Origin of the sequence: Flavobacterium crocinum (assembly GCF_003122385.1) — a bacterium.
Taxonomy (GTDB): domain Bacteria; phylum Bacteroidota; class Bacteroidia; order Flavobacteriales; family Flavobacteriaceae; genus Flavobacterium; species Flavobacterium crocinum.
The window spans coordinates 5095117-5118881 of sequence record NZ_CP029255.1; the positions used below are offsets into that span (position 1 = coordinate 5095117).

Below are 23765 nucleotides of genomic sequence, written 5' to 3' on the forward strand. Positions count from 1 at the left end.
TGAATGAACAAAATGGCAGGTAGTAGATGGGTAGAGGGCAAAAAAGGGCTGTCAACTGAAATGATCAGCCGAAACAAATACTTAAAAAATAAAATTAGGATTAAAAAAAACAGGGCGTTTTCTTAAAGGTTCAAAAACGCCCGTGTTTTAAACAACTAACACAAAAAGACTGCCTATTTTACAATAGCGTACGATAGAAAATCGGCAGTCTTCAATTCAACGTATAAAAAAACAAACTTAAACTAGTATCCTTTATTTTGTACTAAATATCCGGGAGTATTAGATGCACCGTCAATTGCAACTTGTGGAATTGGGAACAATCTCTTGTTTACATCTGCATCTGATTTCTCAGTCCATTTATCTTCAAAATGGCTGAAACGGATTTGAGTATTTCTTCTTAAACCTTCCCAGTAAAATTCGAAACCGTATTCTCTGTACAAAATATCTAAATTGATTGCTGGAAGCGCAGCAGGAATTGGAGTACGAGCCGTTCTTGACGTTCTAACTGCATTCATATCGGCTAATGCACCAGCGTTATCTCCTTTTCTTAATTTAGCTTCAGCACGCATCATAAAAATCTCAGCATATCTAAGCATTACCATGTCTACACTACTGTATGTATTTCCATCAGGAGAAGTGTGGCTAAATTGATATTTTGATACTCTATATCCAGAATAGTGCATACTTCCTTCTTTAGTAAAATCAACTTTTTCTGTAAGATTTACATAACCAACGTTTTTATCAGGACCATTTCCTTTAATTTGTTTAACCGGATAAATTCTGTACCCGCCATCACATTTGTAGAATGCCCCATTATTGTCTTTTCTTGCGGCCCATGGAATACCTCTCATAATTCCTCTGTCTATTTCAAAATCTTCTGCTTTAACGCAGTAGTAGTGATTTTCATCATTTAATGGAGATAATCCTGTAAGATCTTTTAAGTTATCCGGAACTTTTGCATTGTTTTTATAAAATCTTGAATCAGCATCGGCTGGATCTACAGTACCATAAGCACTTACCCATGTTTGATAAAAATCTGAAGTAATAGCAGGACCATCAGTACCATCTGCATTGATAGACTCAGGTCTTGGGAACATAGATCCCGGAATTGACCAATAGGCCCAACGGTTGTGCTCATCAGCTAAAACTCCACGCTGATCTATTGAGAAGATTACTTCTTTGTTTTTGTCATTGCTGTCATCAAATAAGTCAAAATACTCAGGAGAAAAACTGAATTTACCAGAATTGATAATGTTATCTGTATATTTAATAACCTTATCCATATCTGCTGGAGTAAATGAAGGCACTCCGTAAGGATCACGATATACCGCAGCATTTAAATTTAATCTCGCAAGAAGCCCCCAAACCGCAGATTGAGTCATTCTTCCCGGACCTTTATCTGTATTGATTACATCAGCAACAGAAAGTAATTCATTTTCAATATAAGTCACAGCATCTTGTCCGCGAAGGATTTCAGAAGTACTAGCCGATGATTCTTTTTTAAACACAAGTCCCCAGCTGTCTAATGTCTGCATATTCAAATAAGCTCTTAAGGCTTTCATTTCATAAAGAGCTCCTTGAGCTTCTGCATTGCCTCCTTCTGCAAGAGGAGTTAATACTTCAATAGCAGATAATGTTCTGGAAATATTTTTAGTAAGAGCATTCCAAGTACTTGTAACTAAGTCATTAGTAGGTGTTGTAGTATGCGCATGTACTGCTAAATATTTACCTCCATCGTACCAATCTGTTCCTCCTCTGTAAGGTAAAATACCTTCATCACTGGCAATTAACTGTAAACCAAAATTATTGGTATGGTACCATGTTGCTTTTAATTGTCCATAAGCTGGAGCAATAGCACCACTGATTGCTTCTGCTTGTCCTGCACCGTTTAAGGATTCGTCAAGGATCTTTTCTTCTAAGTCAGTACAGCTCCAGGTAAACAATATACCTAATGCAAGAGCAGCTATTATTATTTTATTTTTCATGTTTTTTTATTTTTGATTAAAATGCTACGTTTAAGCCAAATACAATGGTTCTCGCTCTTGGGTAACTGAAATAATCAATACCAAAAGACTGAATTTCGCCCACAGAAGTTCCAGTATTAATTTCAGGATCAAAACCGCTGTATTTTGTAATTACAAATAAGTTCTGACCTGTTACAGAAAGACGTATGTTGTCCATTACATCTCCAAGTCCAACTAATTTTGGGCTTAAATTATATCCTAAACTCGCATTATTTAATCTTAAGAAACTTCCATCTTCTAAGTATCTTGTAGAAACTGTATTAGAGTTTGTAGAGGCTTCGTTTAAATATTGTGAAGCTCTGTCTGTTGTATTAAAAGAGTTTGCCAAATTTCCTCTATTGAATGAAGTCATTGCAACGTGGTTGTAAATTTTATTTCCGGCTGCACCATTAAAATTAGCAACAAAATCAAAATTCTTGTATTTTAAATTCAGGTAAAAAGCATAGATATAATCTGGTAATGCGCTTCCTGCAACAATACGATCGTTGTCAAGGATAGAACCATCTCCATTTGTATCTGCAAACTGATTTTGACCATCAGGACCAATTCCTGTAAAATCAAGCATGTAGAAAGAACCGATTGGGTGTCCGTTTAAAACTCCGTTGATAGTTGCTCCAGTTTGTCCGCCTCCTTGGGCCGCTCCGGTTGTCAATATTTTATAAGGAGAGTTTACTACTTTATTGTTTGTAAAAGATATATTTCCTCCAATGCTATAAGAGAAGTCTTTACTTTTATCACTGCTGTAATCTAAAGCAACTTCAATACCGTTGTTTTCGATTTGCATATTAGGAATGTTTGTCCAATACTTTGATGCAGGCTGAATAGGATCTACAGGTGCAACCTCTAACAAAATATTATCTGAAACTTTGTTAAAATAATCTACTGTACCTGATAATCTGTTATTGAATAAACTAAAATCTAAACCAACGTTTGTTTGTGTTGAAACTTCCCATTGAAGATTTGGATTTGCTAAACGAGTATAGATTGAACCATAAGGATAACTAGCTAAATCTGTATCGCTTGGATCTAGCGGATACGTATCATAGCCACTGTTACTTTCTGTATAACTTGTTTTGGTAATTTTTGAAGGAATCTCTTGAACACCTGTCTGACCCCAGCTTGCTCTTAGTTTCAAGTTGTTCAGCGTTTCAGATTCTTTTAAGAAATCTTCTTTTGTAATATTCCAACCTAATGCTACAGATGGGAAATATCCGTATCTGTTGTTTTTACCAAATTTGGAAGAACCATCTGCACGCATAGTTGCAGTCAATAAATATTTGTTATCATATCCATAGTTTAATCTTCCGAAGAAAGACTGAAGTTCATTTTCTACTGCCGATGAAGACTTAGTTCTAAGCTCAGCTGCTGCTCCAATTTGATTTTTAGGTTCTACACCATTATCCGGAAATCCTTTAAAATCATAATTCTTCTGATTCACTTGTATTTTCTGGTAAGATTGACCAGCTAAAACCGTAAAATTATGGTTCTTAACATTGAAGTTATACGTCAAAGTGTTTTCGTATAAAACGTTATTATTATTCGTAACAATGTTGTTCAAAGTACTTTCAGTAGTATTAGTAGCAGAAGTATATGGTAAAACTTGAATGTCTCTTTCAGACATAGAATAATCAACTCCAAGATTAAATTTATACGTTAATCCTTTTATAAATTCGTATGATGGACTAATGTTCGCAAGAATACGATTGTTGTTTGTTTCATCAGAATAAATTCTCTGGCTGATTAAAGGATTTACAGCATCGTTGCTTAAGTTAACATTTGGCTGTCCGTTAACATATACTGCATCAGTAGGATTCAATGTCAGCATATTTCCAACAACATTTCTTGCATCTGGTCTTGAATTTTCAAGTTTAGTTGCTGTCAAGTTAAAGGCAATATTAAACTTATCGTTTAATGCTTTTTGGTTCAAATTCAAACGTCCTGAATAACGTTTTAAATCACTATTTTGGAAAATACCTTCCTGATTATCCATCCCCACAGAAGCTGCGTAAGTAGATTTTTCAGTTCCACCACTCATCGATAAATTAACGTTTTGCGAAACTCCTGTTCTTGTTAATTCATCCTGCCAGTCTGTATTTGCTCCACCATCTTGTAAAGTTCCGTTCACAGCAGTAACTTGTTTTCTAAATTCATCTGCACTAAAAACATCTACTTTATTTGCTAAAGAAGAAAATCCGGTAGTCATAGAAAGGTTAATTTTTGACTGTCCTTTTGAACCTTTTTTAGTTGTAATTACTACAACTCCATTTGCCGCTCTGGAACCATAAATAGCCGCTGCAGATGCATCTTTAAGAACATCAATGCTCTCGATATCCTGTGGATTGATAAAGTTTAAAGGGTTTGTAGCAACACCATTACCAGAATTATCAAGAACAAATCCGTCAACTACATAAAGAGGTGTTGTTCCAGAACGTAAACTTCCAACTCCACGAATAATAATATCCTGATTAGCTCCTGGCTCACCACTTGCCGCCATTACATTAACTCCGGCAACTTTACCCTGAATTAATTGCCCTGCATTGGCCACAACTCCTTTGTTAAAATTTTCGTTTTTTACAGAACCAATAGCACCCGTTACATCAGATCTCTTTTGAGAACCGTAACCAACCACTACTACTTCATTTAAAGTACTTACCTCTTCTGCTAAAGAAACAGTTAGTTTTTGAGTACCTGAAAAAGAAACCTCTTTTGTTTTAAATCCAACATAAGAAAAAACCAAAACACCTTCATTCTGTTGTGCCTTAATTTTGAAATTTCCATCAAAATCTGTTGTAACTGCTCCTTTTGGTTCTCCTTTAATATAAACAGAGACACCGGGAACTGGTACTTTTTCAACATCAGAAACTACAATTCCTGATACATTTATCTGCCCATAGGAGTATGACATACATCCAAAGGCAAGAATTAGCAATGCATAAATTTTTTTCATTTAAATTACTTTTTTTGTTTTGCCAAAAGTATTTTAACGATCCCTCCAAAAGGAGGATTTTTGTTTTTCAAAAGAGGACTTTTAATTCAATTTAGGATAGAATTAACGCTGAAAAAGGGGGATTTTTGTACATTAACATTAGCCTAACTTTGTGCAAATACAGGGCTAACAGAAAATCTAAAGCGAATACTCTTTATATTCCTTAGGACTTTTGCCAAAATACTTCTTAAAAGAGCGGCCAAAATATTTTGGATCATTATAACCGCACTCAAAACTAATCTCGGAGATGTTCAATTTTTTAGTTTTTAATAATAATTCGGCCTTTTGCAAACGAAGGGACATTAAAATATCTGATGGAGACTGATTCAAAGTTTCTTTAAATAAACGATAACATTTTACCCTAGAAATCCCTAATTGTTCGCCCATCATTTCAACATTAAATGCCGGGTTCTGCAATTCTTCTTTAATGATTTCCAAAGCCTTTTTCAGAAGCTTTTCGTTAGGCGTGATATTCTCATTGTTTTCTGTCAGAATCTCGAATATCTTCTGCTGGATTTTATACTCTTTTACCGGTTCGCTGTTTTGATTGATCAGCCTATTAATCTTTTTACTGATAAATGATAAACTAGCCGGCAGTTTAATATGAGTATCAATACCCAATTCTAACAATTGTTCATCTTGTTCGTAATTAATATTTTCAGAGATGTAGATAAGCGGAATTTTTACAGCGCTGCTTTCTTTATTTTGTCTTAGAAAATGAATTAGTTCTCTGGAGAATTCTGTCTGATAAAAAACTAATGCCGCAATTTCAGTCTGTTTAATTATGGCATTTAAATTTGAAATGGAACTTTCAAAAATTAAATTATACTTATCATTTTCTAAAATCTGATTGGCAGCCGGAGTATTGTAAGGATCAGCAAAAACCAAAAGACATTTTTTATCTGCAGCAAACTGATCTTGCTGATTAAAATTTTTCCAGGAAATGGTTTCTTTTAAATCGAGATTTGAATCGACAACTTCGATTGGGATTCGCAATTTGGCTTGAAATTGTTCTTCAGACGAAGAAACAATTTCTCCATTCAAATCTTGAAGCAAAATTTCTAAAGCTTTAAAATAAGGACTGTAGTGTAAAATATTGTACCAGTTATCTTTTAAAATAACACTATCCGAAATCGTCTTTATTTCGATACAATCATTTTCGTAAGTAATCGAAATATTTAAAGTACTATCCTTATCTGAATATTTACTTAAGTCATTAAAAAAATACTGAAGCGAAAGTTTTAAACGCAAAACATCTACAGCCGCAAAACAATCTGAATTGTCTATTTCGCAATTAAAATTCACCTGATTAAGCTGTGAATCTTTCTTTAGTTTTTCGACATTGTTTTTTAAAACAGGAAACAAATTCACTGCTGTTTTCTTTACAGGCCCCAAATCTTTTACCTGTTCCAGATAATTCCATTCCGAAATAAGATTGAGCAGTTTACCTGATTCCGCCAATAAAGCTCGCTGCATTTCGGTATCTTTTTTTAAAGAGCTGGAAGTTTTAATTATTCGTGATATGGGTTCCTGAAATTCAGCCAGCATAAAGGTTTTGAACTTTTCAATCTCGAAATTTTCGTTTTTCAAATTGCTGTGAAGAATTAAAAGTTTTTCTTTTTGCTCTACAATCTTTTTATTTTTCTGATCCAGTTCTGCGTTAATTTCTTCCAGGTTTTTCTTCTGATTTTCGATAACAGCCGTACGTGCTGTTACCAGTTCTTCCAAATATTTTTGCTGTGCAAGTGAAGTTTTGTTTTTAGCGCGAACAATCAGTACACATCCTAGCAGTATTAAACCGGATAACAAAATATAGAACAAAATCGATTCGTAAAAAGCTTCCGTAATATGAAGCGAAAAAAGAGCTGGTTCTTCAATTCCGTCTTTTCCTTCTTTAATTAAAAAACTGTAATTTCCGGAAGATAATCCGTTATATTCTATTTTATTATCTTCGGGAAGCAACGTCCAGTCCTCATCGCTTCCTTCCAGTTTATAATAAATATTGTTCCTTTTACTGTTTGGAAATAAAATCGGAATTACCTCAACTTTTAATTCATTATCACTAAAACCTTTTTCGAAAGCAGTGAGATAATTTTCATTTCCATCAATCTTCAATTTTATTTTTGCTTTTGAATTATTGATCTGAAGTGTATTAGGATTAAAATAATTGAGTCCGTTTACACCACCAAAAAACAAATTTCCTTTTGAATCCTGATAATAAGCTCCTTCCGAAAATTCAAGAGCCTGCCAGCCATAATCGGGATTATATGAAGTTACCGAATAATTTTTTTTATCAATAGAAGCAATTCCTTTTGTAGTGCTAATCCAAACCTTGTCTCCGTTATCTATTAAACCATAAACCATGTGACTTGGCAGTCCGTCAGATTCCGCAATGTTTTTTACAACGCCTTTTCTTTTATTATAAATAGTAACACCTCCTAAAGAAGCAATCCAGTAATTATCAGATTCATTATCCAAAAAAACAGAATAAATGCTATTTCCAAGAATTCCTTCCTTAGTTGTTATCTTTTTTAAAGTGCCATTGGTTAAATTAAAGACAACAACACCACTGTTTTCAGTTGCCAGTATCAAATTCTGATTGCTCTTTTTCACACATCTAATGTGATATTTACTTAATAGTTCCTGCCCTTTAAACTTTTCAAACTTTCCGGTTAACATATTAAATTTGGCCATACCGCCCCAGCATCCCATCCAGAGCTGTTTGTTTTGATCTTCGCAGATTGAATAACATCTTTCAATAGGCATTCCCACAGCAGGACTCTCATAACTTGTGCAATTTTGATCTGAAATATGCAGAATTCCTTTGTAAGTCCCTGCCCAAATACTGCCATCACTAGCCGTAAATAAAGATCTAATGCGTTCCCAATCCGAACTTAAAGACGCTTTATCAATACTAAACTTCTGGAAAGAATGATTTGTTTCGTTATAATAATAAAGTCCTCGTGTATAATATCCCAACCAGATTTTCCCTTTGTTGTCTTTGGTTACTGCCCTTATGGTTTCATTTGGAAGATTAGGTTCTTTAAGAGGATGTGGCATAACAGAATTTATTTTTTCAGAACCTCCAAATGCCATACTTAATCCTCCATCCTTTTGTCCAACCCAAATGTTTCCGAAATAATCTTCGTGAATTACTTCTATTTCGTTGTTTTTAAGTGAATAAGGCGAATACAAATCGGCTGTAAAATGTTGTATATTATTCTCTTCAGACTCATTTGTCATAATATACAATCCGTTTTCGCGGGTGGCAAACCAAATATTTCCTGTTTTATCTTTTAGAATATCATTGATAATCAGGTTTGGATATTTTCTCAGTAAAGTAGTTTTCAGATTTTTATAATCTTCTATTTTAATACTATTACCGGTAATTTCTACAAACGATTTATTTTTAAACTCATAATATTTTTTGCCTGTTTCTACAACAATATTTCCTTTGTGAGATAAGTAAATATCCGTTGGAAGGCTTTTGAATTTAAACTCCTGAAACTCCTCATTTCCAAGATATTTATTAATATGCCCCTCTTTGGTAATGAGCCAGATTTTTCCTTCGGCATCTTTTTCCAGCTTGGTAATATAGTTGCTGGAAATCGTTTTTGGATCATCAAAACTCTTTTTAAACACTTTGAAATGATAGCCATCAAAGTAATTCAGTCCGTCCCAGGTGGCAATCCATAATCCGCCGTCTTTGTCGTTTTCTATATCAACTACAGAATTATTGGATAATCCCTGATTGGTTGTGAAATTTTCAAATTTTACCTGTTGTCCAAATGAATATATTGTGAAAAAGTAAAGAAATAGTAATATCCTGGTCATCGTTTGTATTTTAACTCACAAGGATACAATCGGAAGTTTATTTAATCATAAACTGTATGTTAAGTTAAAAACGAAAACGAATTAAAGACTCTCAACAAAGAGAAACTGTAAGTTTTTTACAACAGACTTAAAACAAAAAATTTAATTGGAAATTATTACGCTTTAAAAGTTGACGGAAATTGATAAGTCTTAAAAAACTCATAAGCTCTTTTCTCTGCATAAGAATAAGTTGAATCACGCAATGGAAAAGCACAATGACCACCGTATTTTGGAGTTTCGAGATAAACATATTCGCTGTCCTTTGCTATCGCTCTTGGATAACATCTTTCACCTAAAAAAGGATCGTCAAGTGAGTTGATAATTAAAACGGGAGTTGTAATATCTTTAAGAGAGAATTCAGGAGAAACCCGGTGATAATAGTCTTCCCGACTTGCAAAACCATGAAGTGGTGCAGTGAAATACTGATCTACTTCATCAAAAGAAGAAATCTTTTCGATCTGATCACGGTTGATAAAATCCGGAAACTGAATTGCTTTATATCTTAGCTTTTTTTTAATATCTATTGTAAAGTTTTTTAAATAGACTTTGTTAAATCCTTGCTTGAGTACTTCAGCACTTGTTGCAATATGAGTAGGAACTGAAATAGAAACTGCCGCTTTTATTCGGGTATCAATTTTTGTCCAGCCCAAATAATTCAAAAGCTGCACACCTCCCATAGAATATCCAATCAAATAAACTTCTTCGAACCCTTTTTGCAATGTAAACTGAACTACTTCATTAAGATCGTCTACCGCACCATGATGATAAAGTCTTGGCAATCGGTTCATTTCGCCTCCGCAGGTTCTGTTATTCCACGCAAAAACAGAAAAACCCTGTTCCAGAAAATAAGCTGCACAACTGTTATTATAGGTTCTGCGGGAATCTCCTTCCAGACCATGACATAAGATAACGGCCTTTTTAGAATTGTTTAGGACAAAATCTATATTGATGAAATCCCCATCATTTAATTCCAGTTTTTCTCTGGTATAATGTGGTGCATCAAACTTTTTAATCAAAGCGGCATAAATTGTAGAAATATGCCTGTTGCGATGAATAATAGAAGGAAAGTTATATTCTGATTGTTCAATTATCGGCATAATAAAACGTTTTTTTCTAGTGCGTACTACAAAGCTAAGAAATACATTGATACGTAATTTAAGAACTTTCGTATTTATTTCATTTTTATGAAATTAAAAAAACAGAAGTATAGAAAATAACAGATTGGAATTTACTCAAGTTCTAAAGTATATAATTATCATAAATAGTTACCTTTATAACTTGTCTATAAAAAGTCCATAATGACAGAAATTTTTAAAATATTCCGTATAACAGCATCAGAATCTGAAAAAATAATGCAGTCTGTTAATGAACCTCATTCTCATAATTTTGAAGAACTTATTATTGGTAATAAAGGTCAGCTGGAACATTTTATAGATTTTAATTCAAAACTGATTAATGCTCCTTTTATCAGTTTTGTAACGCAGGGAAAAATTCATCGTGCAAAACCTCTCATAAAAGACGGCGAATGCGATATGTGGGTTTTAAGATTTAAAAGTGAATTCATTGCCGAAACCACTTTTAGTCTTTATGCTTCTTTTCATGACAAAGCCAACATTAGTTTACAAAGCAATCAGTGTTTTGAAAAACTGGACGTTCTATGCGAAATGATTTACGACGAATATATACAGGAAGCATCGGATCTTGCTGTTATCCGTCAATTATTAAGTGCTTTATTTACTATTATAGAATCTGAAAGACGTAAACTCAACCTGAATAATGATGAATCTAAGAAAATCCAGAGTTCAACTTTTAAAAACTTTTTAAGATTACTGGAAGAACATTATAAGGATTCTAAAGACGTTAATTTCTACGCAGAAAAACTCTTTATGACTTCCCGAAATTTAAACCTCATCTGCCAGAATATTTTACAGCAAAGCGTTTCTGAAATAATAGAAACCCGAAAACTTACAGAAGCCAAAAACCTTTTAATGACTACTGATAAAAATATTGCTGAAATTGGTTATGAATTGGGCTTTAATGAAAAAACCTATTTTACTCATGCTTTTAAACGTAAATCAGGCATGACTCCTACTGAGTTTAGGGACGAAATGCAAAAACTGCTTTCTTAAAAACACAACCATTCTTCCGAAAATCGTTACCGTATTCCTTGTTATTAATCCGAACTTTGTAATTACAAAAAACGATATTCTTAAAGAACGAATTACAATATAAAATGGATCGAAAAGATTTTCTAAAAACTATGGCAATACTACCAATTGGAGCTGCTGCAATGAAATTGAGCTCTCTTAAAACTGTTTCAGATTCTTTCGCCGCAACAGAAAGAATGCCCGTGCTGTTTCTTGGACACGGAAATCCGATGAATGCTCTTGCTGATAATAGCTTTACGCAGGGTTTTCAAAACATAGCCAAAACACTTCCGAAACCAAAAGCGATTTTATGTATCTCAGCACACTGGGAAACCAAAGGAACTTTTGTAACTGCTATGGAAAAACCTGAAACGATACATGATTTTGGCGGTTTTCCACAGGCACTATTTGATGTTCAGTATCCTGCTCCCGGAAGTCCGGAACTGGCTTTGGAAACACAAAAACTGATTACTTCAGCTTCTGTTGGATTAAGCAATGACTGGGGTCTTGACCACGGCTGCTGGACAGTGGTAAAATTCCTGTATCCAAATGCTGATATTCCCATTATTCAAATGAGCATCGATTATACCAAACCAGCCTCTTATCATTACGAATTAGGAAAAGAGCTGGCGGCTTTAAGACGTAAAGGAGTTTTGATTGTCGGAAGCGGAAACTCCGTTCATAATTTAAGACTTGCTGCCTGGGACAAAATGATGGTTCCGGGTTACGCTTTTGAATGGGCTCATATTGCCAACGAAAAAATGAAAAAGATGATTCTGGAAAATGATCACCAGTCTTTGGTAAACTTTGATAAACAAGGAAAAGAATTTCAGCTGGCAGTTCCTACTCCGGAACATTATATGCCGTTGTTGTACACTTTATCTCTTAGAGAAAAAGATGAAAAAGCGACTATTTTTAATGATGCCATTTTAGCAGGATCACTCAATATGATGTCGGTTAAAATAGATAAAGCATGAGTTTAAACAAGCCGTTTTGGATTTCATTTGGAATCCTTATTTCTATTTCAATCTTTAGTTTTACCATTATGAATTCAGATACAAAAAATACCAAACTGCACTATTTGATCAGAGAGCCAAAAATAAAAACAGAAAATCCGCCTCTACTGATTTTACTGCACGGAGTTGGCGGAAACGAACAGAATCTTTTTTCGTTTGCTCCCCATTTACCGGATAACTTTGTCGTAGTTTCAGCACGAGGTCCGCTGACTTTTGGCGCTAATAGCTTTGCGTGGTTTCAGGTTGATTTTTCAACAGGAAAACCTCAAATCAATGAACAACAAGCCGAAAATGCCCGAAAAATGCTAATTGATTTTATTGACGATCTAAAAACCGAAATCACTTTCGATTCTAAACAAGTCTATTTAATGGGATTTAGTCAGGGTGGTATAATGAGTTACAGCGTTGCATTGACAGCACCGGAAAAAGTAAAAGGAATTGCCGTTTTGAGCGGAAGATTACTTCCGGAAATCAAACCTTTAATTGTGGATGAAAAACGTCTGGAAAAGCTTAAAATCTTTATTTCACACGGAAAACAAGATGCTGTTTTAAATTATCAATATGCAACGGATGCATTTGAATTTCTTAAAACTAAAAACTTAAATCCTGACTTTCATTCTTACGAAGAAGGACATACGGTAAATCAGCATATGTTTAATGATGTGAATTTGTGGCTAAATACGAATAGTGGTTTATAAAAAGTACATTTTCTATTATTTAGTTTCCAATTCATTCAAAAAGTCCTGAGTTTCATTCAATCGAAACTCAGGACTTTTTTTATCGCTTGGAAAAAATATTCAAAAAAAAAAATCCAAATCCCAACAAGAATTGGAATTTGGATTTTTAAATATTGGAATTTTATATTCGTTTAGTCTAAAACAAAACTTACACTAACATTGGCAGTAATTTCGATTTCACCAATGGCTAAAGTTTCGTTTGAAGATCCCATTGAATCTGCTTCTTTCATTCTCATAGCAGCATAAACCGGCTGCGGATGATAAACTTGTGAATTGTCTGAAATAGTAAACGCTTTACCAACTTTCTGCCCTAAAACAGATACGTACTCTTCTGCTTTTACTTTTGCATCTTTCATCGCTAATTTTCTGGCTTCAGACTGGTATTGTGTCAACTTAGAAGATTCAAAAGAAACTCTGTCGATACGATTAATTCCTTGCTGAACCAGACCTTCCATTAATTCATCATATTTAGACAAATCTTTTACTACAATTTCTACTGTTTGAGTAGCGTTGTAAGAAGTTTTCTTTTTCTCATAATCGTATTGCGGATTTAGAGAAACTTGTTTTGTTTTGAAATCTGCTGTTGGAACATTCATTTTTTTGATGAATTTTAAAACAGCATCCATCTTTTCGTCATTCTGTTTTTTAACGTCTTTAGCATTATTCCCTTTGGTTTCAACCGTAGCTGAAATACAAACCTGATCAGGTGCTACTTTTACTTTTCCTTCCCCATTCACATTGATTAGAGGTATTTGTTTGATTTCCTGGCCGTAAGACATAGTCATAAACATGATTGTTAAAAATAATACTAGTTTTTTCATTTTTGTTAAATTTTAATATTTGATAAAAGCTTTTCAAAAGTTATGCCAGCATTATAATTTACCCAATTTTGCCATTCCAAAAAGTATTATAATTGGTATCGCCAGCAGAATTACCATCATGGTTTGATCTGTAAATAAAGAAGGTTGTTTTATCAAAGTAATCACATAACCGCCTATAGCACCACCAAAGTGAGCTGTATGACCAATATTATCATTTTTCGCTTTCATTCCGTAAATGGAATACAATAAATATAAAATTCCGAAAATATAAGCCGGCATCGGAATTACAAAAAATATCCCTAACATCATGTCAGGTCTTAATAAGATTGCAGAATATAAAACTCCGGTTACAGCACCTGAAGCTCCAACGGCACGATAACTATAATCGTTTTTATGAAAGAGCATTGTCAAAAGGCTTCCAAAAATCAAACTTCCAAAATAAATGAGAACAAAAGAAAAAGTTCCAAGCCAATCCAATACAACCGGAGCAAAGAAATAAAGTGTCAGCATATTGAAAATTAAATGCATCATATCGACATGCAGAAAACCCGAAGAAAACATTCTGAATTGCTCTCCGGAACGAATACTCCCTACATGAAATTCATACTTTCTAAAAAAAGCAAGATCATTAAAACCTTTGTAACTAATAACAGCATTTGCAACGATAATACCGACTAAAATGATATTCATAAATAAAAATTATTGTGAATTGTAAATATAATCATTCTTAAAGATAAGTTAGCACGAAAGCAAAATATCAATCGCTAATCATTTTTAATTTATCTTTGTAAAAAAAATTACATGCAGTTTCTTGTTTATATTCTGGCCTACCCTTTACTTTGGCTTATCTCTATATTACCTTTCCCGATATTTTACTTATTCTCAGATTTTGTTTATTTTTTAATTTACAGAGTTATCGGATATCGTAAAAAAGTGGTTCGCGCAAATCTGGCATTGACTTTACCACATTTAAGTGATGCCGAAAGAAAAGACATCGAAAAAAAATTCTACAAACATATGTGCGATATGTTTTTGGAAATGGTCAAAACGATGAGCATGTCTCCCGAAGAAATGGAAAGAAGATTTCACGTTACCAATATCGATTTAGTTTTAGATTATGCTAAAAAAGGAAAAAGTGTCATTCTTGTGGCTTCTCATTATGCTAGTTATGAATGGCTTTTAACGATAAATCCAAAACTCGGATTTCAGGGAGTTGCAGTTTATAAAAAATTAGCAAATCCGTATTTTGATAAATTAGTTCGAAAAATCCGTTCGAAATACAATACAGAAATGATTGAAACCAGAAAAGCAATTCCAACAATGGCTCAGAACCAGCGTAATGGAGTTTTGGCTATGTATGGTTTAGCAAGCGATCAATCCCCAAAACTGGATAGAATATTTCATTCCATGAAATTTATGGGAGTTGAAGTTCCTGTGCATACCGGAGCCGAAATGCTGGCTAAAAAATATGATTTGGCTGTGATTATGGTAAAAGTTGAAAAAGTAAAAAGAGGTTTTTATGAAGCAACATTTTTATCGCTTGCGGACAATCCAAAGGATTTTGAAGATTTCCAGATTACCGAGATGTATTTGAAAGAAGTGGAAAAACAAATTCTTGCAAAACCTGAATTTTATTTATGGACACATAAACGATGGAAACATCGCGTAAAATAACAGATCGAAAAAATCCGAAGAACAGCAATTGTTTAGACTGCACCCAAAAGTTTAGACGAATTTATAATTAAATTTGATAATAGTGAGCTCGATATTGTATCGGGCTCATTCCTTTTAAATTAAGTTTTATTCTTTCATTATTATAATATTCTATATAGTCGATTATTTCTTGTTTTAATTGGTTAATCGAACTATATTTTTTAAGATGAAAAAGTTCAGATTTTAATATTCCAAAGAAATTTTCAATTATAGCGTTATCCAGACAATTCCCTTTTCTGGACATACTTTGTTTAATTCCTTTTTGTTTTAATAGATACTGATATTGTTTCATTTGATACTGCCATCCTTGATCTGAGTGCAATATTAAATTAGTTTGATTGGGTATTTTTTTAAAAGATCTTTCAAGCATTGATAAGATTTGATTAAAAGTGGGTCTTTCAGACAAGTCATAACTTATAATTTCTCCATTAAATAAATCAATTATCGGAGAGAGGTACAGCTTTTTCCCTGAGACATTAAATTCTGTAACATCTGTAGCCCATTTTTGATTAGGCATTACCGCTTTAAAATTACGTTTCAATATATTGGGAGCTATTTTTCCATGTTCTCCTTTATATGATTTGTATTTTTTTATCCTAATTAAACTTTTTAGACCTAAAATCTTCATTAGCCTGAGCACCGTTTTATGATTAATCAAAATACCTTTGTTTTTTATTTCTAAAGTAATACGTCTATAACCAAATCGACCTTTATGTTGATGGTAAATTTGCTCAATCAGCTCTTTAATATCCTTGTATTTATCTTTGGCTTGATATTTTTTCTCGTAGTAATAATAACTGCTTCTTGCCATATTCATATGATCTAGCATGATGCCCAGATCATAATCATGCCTTAATTCTATTATGGCTTGTGCTTTTTGTTTTGCTTGGCTTCTTCGGCTTGAACTAAGGCATTGAACTTTTTTAAAAGAGCATTTTCACATCGCAATGATTCTATCTCAAGTAAGAGTTCTTCTTCTCTTGTCAAGGGTTTGTTTGATTTCTTTTTAGCTCTTTTGAAGTTCATAGATTTAGGTCTTCCTTTAGGTTGATCTTTTAAGCCTAAGATACCTTGATCTTTATATCTTTTCTGCCATTGAATAACAACAGATTCACTAGAAATATTAAATTCAAGACAGGCGTCTCTCAAAGATAAAGACTTATTAGTAATTTTCAGCAATACATTTTGCTTAAACTTGACACTGTATATCTGATTCTTCCTGGGTAAAAGACCTTCTTTGCCATACTTCTGGTAAAACTTAACCCATTTTCTCAGATTTGACTCGTCAAAATTATTTTCATTCGCAACTGAATTAACTGAACGATGTTTATTTATAACTTCATTTACACACCGAAGTTTAAACTCATAATTGTACTTGATTTTTCTTTCCATAAAAATGCCCCCAAATAGTGTCTAACTTTTTGGGGGCAGTTCATGTTTTTCGGATTTTTTCTTTTAAAATACAAAACTTGCTAAATGCTCGGATCACATTTTTTCTTTCTAACAATGAAACATTCCTACGGAATGACAAGCTGATGAAAATAGAAATGCTCAATTTGTAAAAAAACAAAAGACCTCTTTTTGACAAAAGAGGTCTTTTTTATAATTCAGAACTAAAATCTTAGATTCCGGCAATAACTTTAATTTCGTCAATAATACGAAGAGCTAATTTATCAGCAGCATCCTGAGAAGGTGCTTCTGTATAAATACGGATAATTGGCTCTGTATTTGATTTTCTTAAATGCACCCATTCTGTAGCAAAATCAATTTTCACACCGTCAATTGTCGAGATATCTTCGTTTTTGTATTTCTCTGTCATTTGAGTTAAAATAGCATCAACGTCAATTTGTGGTGTCAATTCGATTTTGTTTTTACTCATATAATATTCCGGATAAGAAGCTCTTAAAGCAGAAACTGACATTTTTTTATTTGCTAAATGCGTTAAGAATAAAGCAACTCCAACCAGACTGTCACGTCCGTAATGCAATTCAGGATAGATAATTCCACCGTTTCCTTCACCACCAATTACAGCGTTATTTTTCTTCATTAATTCCACAACGTTTACTTCTCCTACTGCACTTGCTTCGTAGCTTCCGTTGTGCGCTTTAGTTACATCACGCAATGCACGAGAAGACGACATATTAGAAACTGTATTTCCAGGAGTTTTACTCAAAACATAATCAGCAACAGCAACCAGTGTATATTCTTCACCAAACATTTCTCCATCTTCACTAATGAAAGCCAAACGGTCAACATCCGGATCTACTACGATTCCGAAATCCGCTTTTTCTTTTACAACCAATTCAGAAATATCCGTCAAATGCTCTTTTAAAGGCTCCGGATTGTGAGGAAAATGTCCATTTGGTTCACAGTATAATTCTACTACTTCTACTCCCATTTGTTTCAGAAGTTTTGGAATAATAATTCCTCCAGAAGAATTTACTCCATCAACCACCACTTTGAATTTAGCCTCTTTCACCACTTCAATATCCACTAAAGGTAAATTTAAAACCTCGTCAATATGAATGTCCATATAAGCATCATTTGAAATGATTTCGCCTAAACTATCAACATCAGAAAAATCGAAAGCTTCTGCTTCAGCAATTTCTAAAATTTTAGCGCCATCAGCACCGCTTAAAAATTCACCTTTCGCATTTAATAATTTTAATGCGTTCCATTGTTTTGGATTGTGAGATGCTGTTAAGATAATTCCGCCGTCTGCTTTTTCTAAAGGAACAGCTACTTCGACAGTTGGCGTTGTAGAAAGTCCAAGATCAATGACATTGATTCCTAAACCAATTAAAGTATTTACAACCAGATTGTGAATCATTGGCCCGGAAATTCTGGCATCGCGACCAATTACAACAGTTAATTTATCTTTAGCAATATTATTTTTTAAGAAAGTTCCGTAAGCCGATGCAAACTTCACTGCATCTACAGGAGTCAAGTTATCTCCTACTTTTCCTCCGATTGTCCCACGGATTCCAGAAATAGATTTTATTAGAGTCATTTTTGTGAGTTAGGGTTATTTTTTTACAAATATAAAAAAGTTACTGAGTTACTAAGGTGCTAAGTTTCTAAGATTTTAAATTTAACTTATAAGAAAGCACTTTCATTGTATTGTTTTTATAACAAAATGATTTAAAAAAGTTTTTATACATTTACTAAAATAACTCAGAAACTTAGCCACTAAGATTCTCAGCAACTCTATACGAAAATGAATTTCTTAGCCCATATATATCTTTCTGGAGAAAATGATTTGATTAAAATCGGGAATTTTATGGCAGATGGAATTCGCGGAAAACAATTTGAACATTTTCCCGAAGACGTGCAAAAAGGTATTTTACTTCACCGATTCATTGATACTTATACCGATTCTCACGATGTTTTCAGAAAAAGCACCAAACGTTTACACGACAGATACCATCATTATGCCGGAGTTATTGTAGATATTGTTTACGATCATTTTCTGGCAAAAAACTGGACCAATTATTCTGATGAAAAATTAGAAAGTTTTATTAATCGATTCTATAATTCTTTGCATGATAATTACGATATTTTAACGGAAAAAACTCAAGGTTTAATGCCATATATGATCGAGAGAAACTGGCTTCTAAGTTATCGTACCACTGAAGGAATACACCAAATTCTGACTCAAATGGATCGTCGCTCTAAAAACATTTCTAAAATGCAGTATGCTGTAGAGGAATTAAATGAGTTCTACGATGATTTTGAAGAAGAATTTACTCTGTTTTTTGAAGAAATAAGAAAACAAGCTGGAGAAAAACTCCTTTCTCTATAACGGCAAATTTCAAACTACATCTTATCCACATGAAAAAAATTACGCTTTTATTAGCCTTTATTTATATCAGCAGTAATGCACAGCAAACAAATCCTACCGGATTAGTCGTTACAAAAGCTATGGTAGTTTCTGCCCGTGAAGAAGCTTCGAAAATTGGAACCGACATTATGAAAAAAGGCGGTAACGCATTTGATGCCATGGTTGGAACAGAATTGGCTTTAGCTGTTGCTTTTCCGTTTGCCGGAAATATTGGCGGAGGCGGATTTATGGTTTACAGAAAAGCCAACGGAGAAGTCGGCTCTTTGGATTATCGCGAAAAAGCGCCTCTGGCAGCTACAAAAGATATGTTTTTAGACAGTGACGGAAATGTAATTAAAGGAAAAAGTACCGAAACAGCTCTAGCAATTGGAGTTCCCGGAACTATTGCCGGTGTTTTTGCGGTTCATAAAAAATACGGAACAATGCCAATTTCTAAAATTTTGGAACCCGTAATTGCTCTGGCAGAAAGAGGTGTTGTGGTTACCAAAAAACAAGAGAAAAGCTTAAAAGATTACCACGAAAGCATTGTCAAAATTAACGGAGAATCTTCTCTGCTTTCCGGAAATTTCAAAGAAAATGATACTATCAAATATCCTGCTCTTGCCAAGACTTTGAGAAGAATTCAGAAAAAAGGAAGAAATGAATTCTATAAAGGAGAAACAGCGAAAATTTTAGTTAATTACCTTCAGCAAAAAGGTGGCATCATTACGATGGAAGATTTGGCAAAATATGAAGCTAAATGGAGAAAACCGCTTCAGTTTACTTATAAAGATTTAAAAATAACCTCGATGTCTCCACCGAGCAGTGGCGGAATCTGTCTGGCACAAATTCTAAAAATGCTGGAACCGTATGATTTAGCTAAAATGGGACATAATTCAGCCGATGCCATTCAGGTTATTGTGGAAGCAGAAAGAAGAGCCTATGCCGACAGAAGTTACTTTTTAGGCGATCCCGATTTTGTCAAAATTCCGATAAAAGAATTACTGGATCAAAATTATTTACGTGACCGGATGGCTAGCTTTAACCCTGAAAAAGCGACATTGTCTTCTGAAATAAAAGAAGGAAAAGTAAATTATGCAGAAAGTACAGAAACAACACATTATTCTATTGTAGATCAATTTGGAAATGCAATTGCCGCAACCACAACTTTAAATGACGGTTACGGTTCTAAATATTATTGTGACGAATTAGGCTTCTTTTTAAATAACGAAATGGACGATTTCAGTGCCAAACCCGGTTCTCCAAATATGTTTGGTTTGATTGGAAATGAAGCCAACAGCATTGCACCGCAAAAAAGAATGCTAAGTTCGATGACACCAACAATTGTAGAGAAAGACGGAAAATTATTGATGGTAGTTGGAACTCCGGGAGGTTCAACTATTATCACTTCTGTATTACAGACTATTTTAAATGTTTACGAATACAATCTAAGTATGCAGGAAGCAGTAAATGCACCGCGTTTTCATCATCAGTGGCTTCCTGATTTAATTACTTTTGAACCCAATACTTTTCAAACTAAAACAATAGATCTGCTTAAAGCTAAAAATTATTTAATCAATGAAAAACCAACTCCTATAATCGGAAAAGTAGATGCAATTTTAGTTCTGCCAGATGGTAAATTAGAAGGTGGGGCCGACTTTAGAGGAGATGACAAAGCGGTTGGTTTTTAATACTTATGCGTTTTTATTTTTTTGATACAAGATTATGACTTAATTTTGTAAGACCGTTAATTTTTAAATCAGAATGCTAAAAAAATATTTCAGAAGACTCGAAAGCATCATTGCTTTGGCACAATCCTTAATGACTCCAAAGCAGTTCTTATTTTTGTCAAGTGTTCTTATTGGAATATCATGTTCCTTTGCCGTTATCGTACTTAAGACCTTTGCACACAGTGTTTTTTCCTTTGCAACTTATATTAATGGCATTCTAAAATTAAGCTTCATCAATAGTATTCTGCCAATTATCGGAATTTTACTAACCGTTTTTGTTGTAAAAAAAGTACTTAACGGAAGCATCCAGAAAGGTACTTCACAGATTCTTTATGCTGTTGCCCAAAAGGCCAGTATTATTCCGAGAAAACAGATGTATGCTCAAATTGTGACAAGTTCGTTAACGGTTGGTCTGGGAGGTTCTGCAGGTTTAGAAAGTCCAATCGTAATTACCGGAGCAGCATTTGGTTCGAATTATGCTCAAAATTACAAAATGCAGTATAAAGACAGAACCTTACTGATTGGATGCGGTGTTGCGGCGGGAATCGCGGCAGCTTTTAACGCCCCGATCGCAGGAGTTCTTTTTGCCATTGAAGTCTTATTGGTAGATGTTAGTATTTCGGCCTTTACCCCAATTATGATTTCGGCGGCGACCGGTGCTTTGGTTTCTGCAATTGTTTTAGATGAAAGCATTCTTTTAAGTTTCAAAAAACAAGAAACTTTCGATTATCATAACATTCCTTTTTATGTAATATTAGGGGTTTTAACAGGGTTAACAGCAATTTATTATTCCCGAAATTTTCAGAGAGTTGAACATTATTTCTCTAAACAGCAAATTAATCCTTATAAAAAAGCACTAATTGGTTCATCACTTTTAGCATTATTAATTTTTATTTTTCCAACTCTGTTTGGTGAAGGTTACGAAAGCATCAGAACATTATCTGAAACCGATCCCGGAAAACTATTGGACAATACTCTTTTTGCAGATTTTAGAAACAATCAGTGGGTTTTACTGCTTTTTGTAGGTGCCACTATGATGATGAAAGTTTTTGCTTCCGGACTAACGCTTGGAAGCGGAGGAAACGGAGGAAACTTTGCCCCTTCTTTATTTTTAGGATCTTACCTTGGTTATTTCTTTTCAAAATTTATAACCATGATTGGTTTGTCCAAACTTCCTATTACCAATTTTACAATGGTAGGAATGGCAGGAATTCTAAGCGGTTTATTTCATGCGCCATTAACCGCTATTTTCTTAATTGCAGAAATCACAGGAGGTTATGGCTTAATGATTCCGCTAATGATGGTTTCTTCTATTAGTTTTGCAATTTCTAAACGTTACGAGAAATATTCGCTTGACGTAAAAGGACTGGCTAAAAAAGGTCACGCCTTTACCAGTAATAAAGACTCTAACATTCTTTCAACTTTAGATATTGACACCATTATTCAGTGTGATTATTTAACAGTTCATCCGGATGAAAACTTAAGCAAGCTGGTTGATCTGATTTCTCATTCCAATCAAGTAGTTTTTGCCGTTGTAGATAATGAAAAAGAATTAGTTGGTGTAGTTCATTTTAATGATATCAGAGAAATTATCTTTAATTCTTATCGCGTAAAATACACGCAGATTAAAGACGTAATGAAAACTCCTGCCGCGACAATTTCTTCTTTTGACAGCATGGAAATTGTAATGAGCAAATTCGAAAAATCCAAATCAGCATTTCTTCCTGTTTTACGAAATGGAAAATATCACGGCTTTATTTCTAAATCAATTGCACTGGAAGCTTATCGAACCAAACTTCGCTCTATGACGATTGAGTAAAGCTTAATATCGGATAAATTAAAAATTTTCATTATCCGATATTAACATTTACATTTGTGGTCATAATGTGGAATATAGATCTAACATACCGAGAAGAATTTCAATCAACATTTGACCGATTGCACCAAAAAAGGCAGAAACTGCAAACCAGCAGACCACTGCCCGATATCGCTTTGAATAAAATCCGCGAAAGTTTATCTCTAGAATGGACTTACAATTCAAATAGTATTGAAGGGAATACAATGAGTTTACGTGAAACCCAAATGGTAATTCAGGAAGGTATTACCATTAAAGGAAAATCTCTGCGTGAGCATTTTGAAACACACAATCATGATAAAGCAATTGATTATCTATATTCAATTGTTGACAAAAATTACAAACTCAGAAGTATTGATATACTTTCTATTCATGGTTTAGTTTTACGTTCTATTGAAGATAATTTTGCAGGACGTATTCGAAATGGTGGTGTTCGTATTTCAGGAGCAAATTTTTTACCTCCAAACGCGAATAAAGTTTCAGATTATCTTGATGAATTAATTGATTTTATCAATACAAATCCATTGGATTTAAATGATATCGAACTCGCCACAATTTACCATCATAAACTAGTATGGATTCATCCTTTTTTTGATGGAAACGGCCGAACTGTTCGTTTAAGCATGAACTTACTTTTAATGCGTCGTGGTTTTCCTCCTGCAATCATTCTTAAGAATGACAGCAAAAAATATTATGAGGCATTAAATCAAGCCAATAATGGCAATTATCAAAAGTTGACACTTTTGATGTGTCAGGCTCTCGAAAGAACCTTAAATATTTATCTAAACGCAATGCCGGGAAGTACTTATGATTATCAGTCTATATCAGATATCGTTAGTGAACCCGAATCCCCCTATGGTCAGGAATATGTTAGTTTACTGGCGCGAACAGGAAAAATAGACGCTTATAAAGAAGGCAGAAACTGGTACACCACCAAAGAAGCCATCGAAGATTATATCGCAACCCGAAAAAGAAAACGCTAGTATAAACTAGCGTTTTTTGTTACTAATTATAACATAAACTTTTGCTATCGAGCACTAAAA

Annotated in this window: 17 protein-coding genes; 8 read left to right on the forward strand and 9 right to left on the reverse strand. The window is 33.9% G+C overall.

Annotation, left to right across the window (positions count from 1 at the left end):
* Window positions 1-242: 242 nt before the first annotated feature.
* The 4 genes from HYN56_RS21615 to HYN56_RS21630 all read right to left on the reverse strand — a co-directional run bounded on the left by HYN56_RS21615 (window position 243) and on the right by HYN56_RS21630 (window position 9980).
* Window positions 243-1985, reverse strand: a complete 1743-nt coding sequence (locus HYN56_RS21615; RefSeq protein WP_109194095.1) for a RagB/SusD family nutrient uptake outer membrane protein — start codon at window positions 1983-1985, stop codon at window positions 243-245.
* Window positions 1986-2001: 16 nt separating this feature from the next.
* Window positions 2002-4971 (reverse strand): SusC/RagA family TonB-linked outer membrane protein, encoded by a 2970-nt coding sequence (locus HYN56_RS21620; protein WP_109194096.1) that lies wholly within the window; start codon window positions 4969-4971, stop codon window positions 2002-2004.
* A gap of 177 nt (window positions 4972-5148) precedes the next feature.
* A complete protein-coding gene (locus HYN56_RS21625; RefSeq protein ID WP_109194097.1) occupies window positions 5149-8844 on the reverse strand; it encodes an AraC family transcriptional regulator in 3696 nt (1231 codons plus the stop codon).
* A gap of 155 nt (window positions 8845-8999) precedes the next feature.
* A complete protein-coding gene (locus HYN56_RS21630) occupies window positions 9000-9980 on the reverse strand; it encodes a YheT family hydrolase (protein ID WP_109194098.1) in 981 nt (326 codons plus the stop codon).
* A 201-nt stretch (window positions 9981-10181) separates the two neighbouring features.
* Here HYN56_RS21630 and HYN56_RS21635 point away from each other — a divergent pair, with 201 nt between their 5' ends.
* The 3 genes from HYN56_RS21635 (at window position 10182) to HYN56_RS21645 (ending at window position 12744) form a co-directional block, all read left to right on the forward strand.
* Window positions 10182-11012: a helix-turn-helix transcriptional regulator gene (locus HYN56_RS21635; RefSeq protein ID WP_109194099.1), complete on the forward strand. Its 831-nt coding sequence runs from the start codon at window positions 10182-10184 to the stop codon at window positions 11010-11012.
* Window positions 11013-11173: 161 nt separating this feature from the next.
* Entirely contained in the window at window positions 11174-12007 is an 834-nt protein-coding gene (gene ygiD, locus HYN56_RS21640) for a 4,5-DOPA-extradiol-dioxygenase (RefSeq protein WP_109194902.1), read from the forward strand.
* Window positions 12004-12744, forward strand: a complete 741-nt coding sequence (locus tag HYN56_RS21645; protein ID WP_109194100.1) for an alpha/beta hydrolase — start codon at window positions 12004-12006, stop codon at window positions 12742-12744. Before ygiD ends, HYN56_RS21645 begins: the two co-directional genes overlap by 4 nt.
* A gap of 170 nt (window positions 12745-12914) precedes the next feature.
* On the opposite strand, the gene HYN56_RS21650 is transcribed toward HYN56_RS21645, so the two are convergent.
* Both HYN56_RS21650 and HYN56_RS21655 read right to left on the reverse strand, forming a co-directional pair.
* Window positions 12915-13604, reverse strand: coding sequence for an SIMPL domain-containing protein (locus HYN56_RS21650; protein WP_109194101.1), 690 nt, complete (start codon window positions 13602-13604; stop codon window positions 12915-12917).
* Between the two features lie 51 nt (window positions 13605-13655).
* Complete coding sequence (locus HYN56_RS21655) at window positions 13656-14294, reverse strand: rhomboid family intramembrane serine protease (protein WP_109194102.1); 639 nt, start codon at window positions 14292-14294, stop codon at window positions 13656-13658.
* Between the two features lie 111 nt (window positions 14295-14405).
* Here HYN56_RS21655 and HYN56_RS21660 point away from each other — a divergent pair, with 111 nt between their 5' ends.
* Window positions 14406-15278, forward strand: a complete 873-nt coding sequence (locus HYN56_RS21660) for a lysophospholipid acyltransferase family protein (protein ID WP_109194103.1) — start codon at window positions 14406-14408, stop codon at window positions 15276-15278.
* Between the two features lie 67 nt (window positions 15279-15345).
* Here HYN56_RS21660 and HYN56_RS21665 read toward each other — a convergent pair whose 3' ends face one another.
* The 3 genes from HYN56_RS21665 to glmM form a co-directional block, all read right to left on the reverse strand.
* Window positions 15346-16182 carry an IS3 family transposase gene (locus tag HYN56_RS21665; protein ID WP_240622704.1) on the reverse strand — a complete coding sequence of 279 codons (837 nt, stop codon included), beginning with the start codon at window positions 16180-16182 and terminating at the stop codon, window positions 15346-15348.
* Complete coding sequence (locus tag HYN56_RS21670; protein WP_109193491.1) at window positions 16179-16709, reverse strand: helix-turn-helix domain-containing protein; 531 nt, start codon at window positions 16707-16709, stop codon at window positions 16179-16181. The genes HYN56_RS21665 and HYN56_RS21670 overlap by 4 nt, the downstream gene beginning before the upstream one ends.
* A gap of 229 nt (window positions 16710-16938) precedes the next feature.
* Window positions 16939-18327, reverse strand: a complete 1389-nt coding sequence (gene glmM / locus HYN56_RS21675) for a phosphoglucosamine mutase (RefSeq protein WP_109194104.1) — start codon at window positions 18325-18327, stop codon at window positions 16939-16941.
* 207 nt (window positions 18328-18534) lie between these two features.
* On the opposite strand from glmM, the gene HYN56_RS21680 reads away from it, so the two are divergent.
* The 4 genes from HYN56_RS21680 (at window position 18535) to HYN56_RS21695 (ending at window position 23705) form a co-directional block, all read left to right on the forward strand.
* The gene (locus tag HYN56_RS21680) at window positions 18535-19119 is read left to right on the forward strand and encodes an acyl carrier protein phosphodiesterase (RefSeq protein WP_109194105.1); all 585 of its coding nucleotides are present in this window, start codon (window positions 18535-18537) and stop codon (window positions 19117-19119) included.
* Between the two features lie 29 nt (window positions 19120-19148).
* Complete coding sequence (ggt, locus tag HYN56_RS21685) at window positions 19149-20828, forward strand: gamma-glutamyltransferase (RefSeq protein WP_109194106.1); 1680 nt, start codon at window positions 19149-19151, stop codon at window positions 20826-20828.
* 73 nt (window positions 20829-20901) lie between these two features.
* The gene (locus HYN56_RS21690; RefSeq protein WP_109194107.1) at window positions 20902-22686 is read left to right on the forward strand and encodes a chloride channel protein; all 1785 of its coding nucleotides are present in this window, start codon (window positions 20902-20904) and stop codon (window positions 22684-22686) included.
* Between the two features lie 65 nt (window positions 22687-22751).
* The gene (locus HYN56_RS21695) at window positions 22752-23705 is read left to right on the forward strand and encodes a Fic family protein (RefSeq protein ID WP_109194108.1); all 954 of its coding nucleotides are present in this window, start codon (window positions 22752-22754) and stop codon (window positions 23703-23705) included.
* Window positions 23706-23765: the final 60 nt, after the last annotated feature.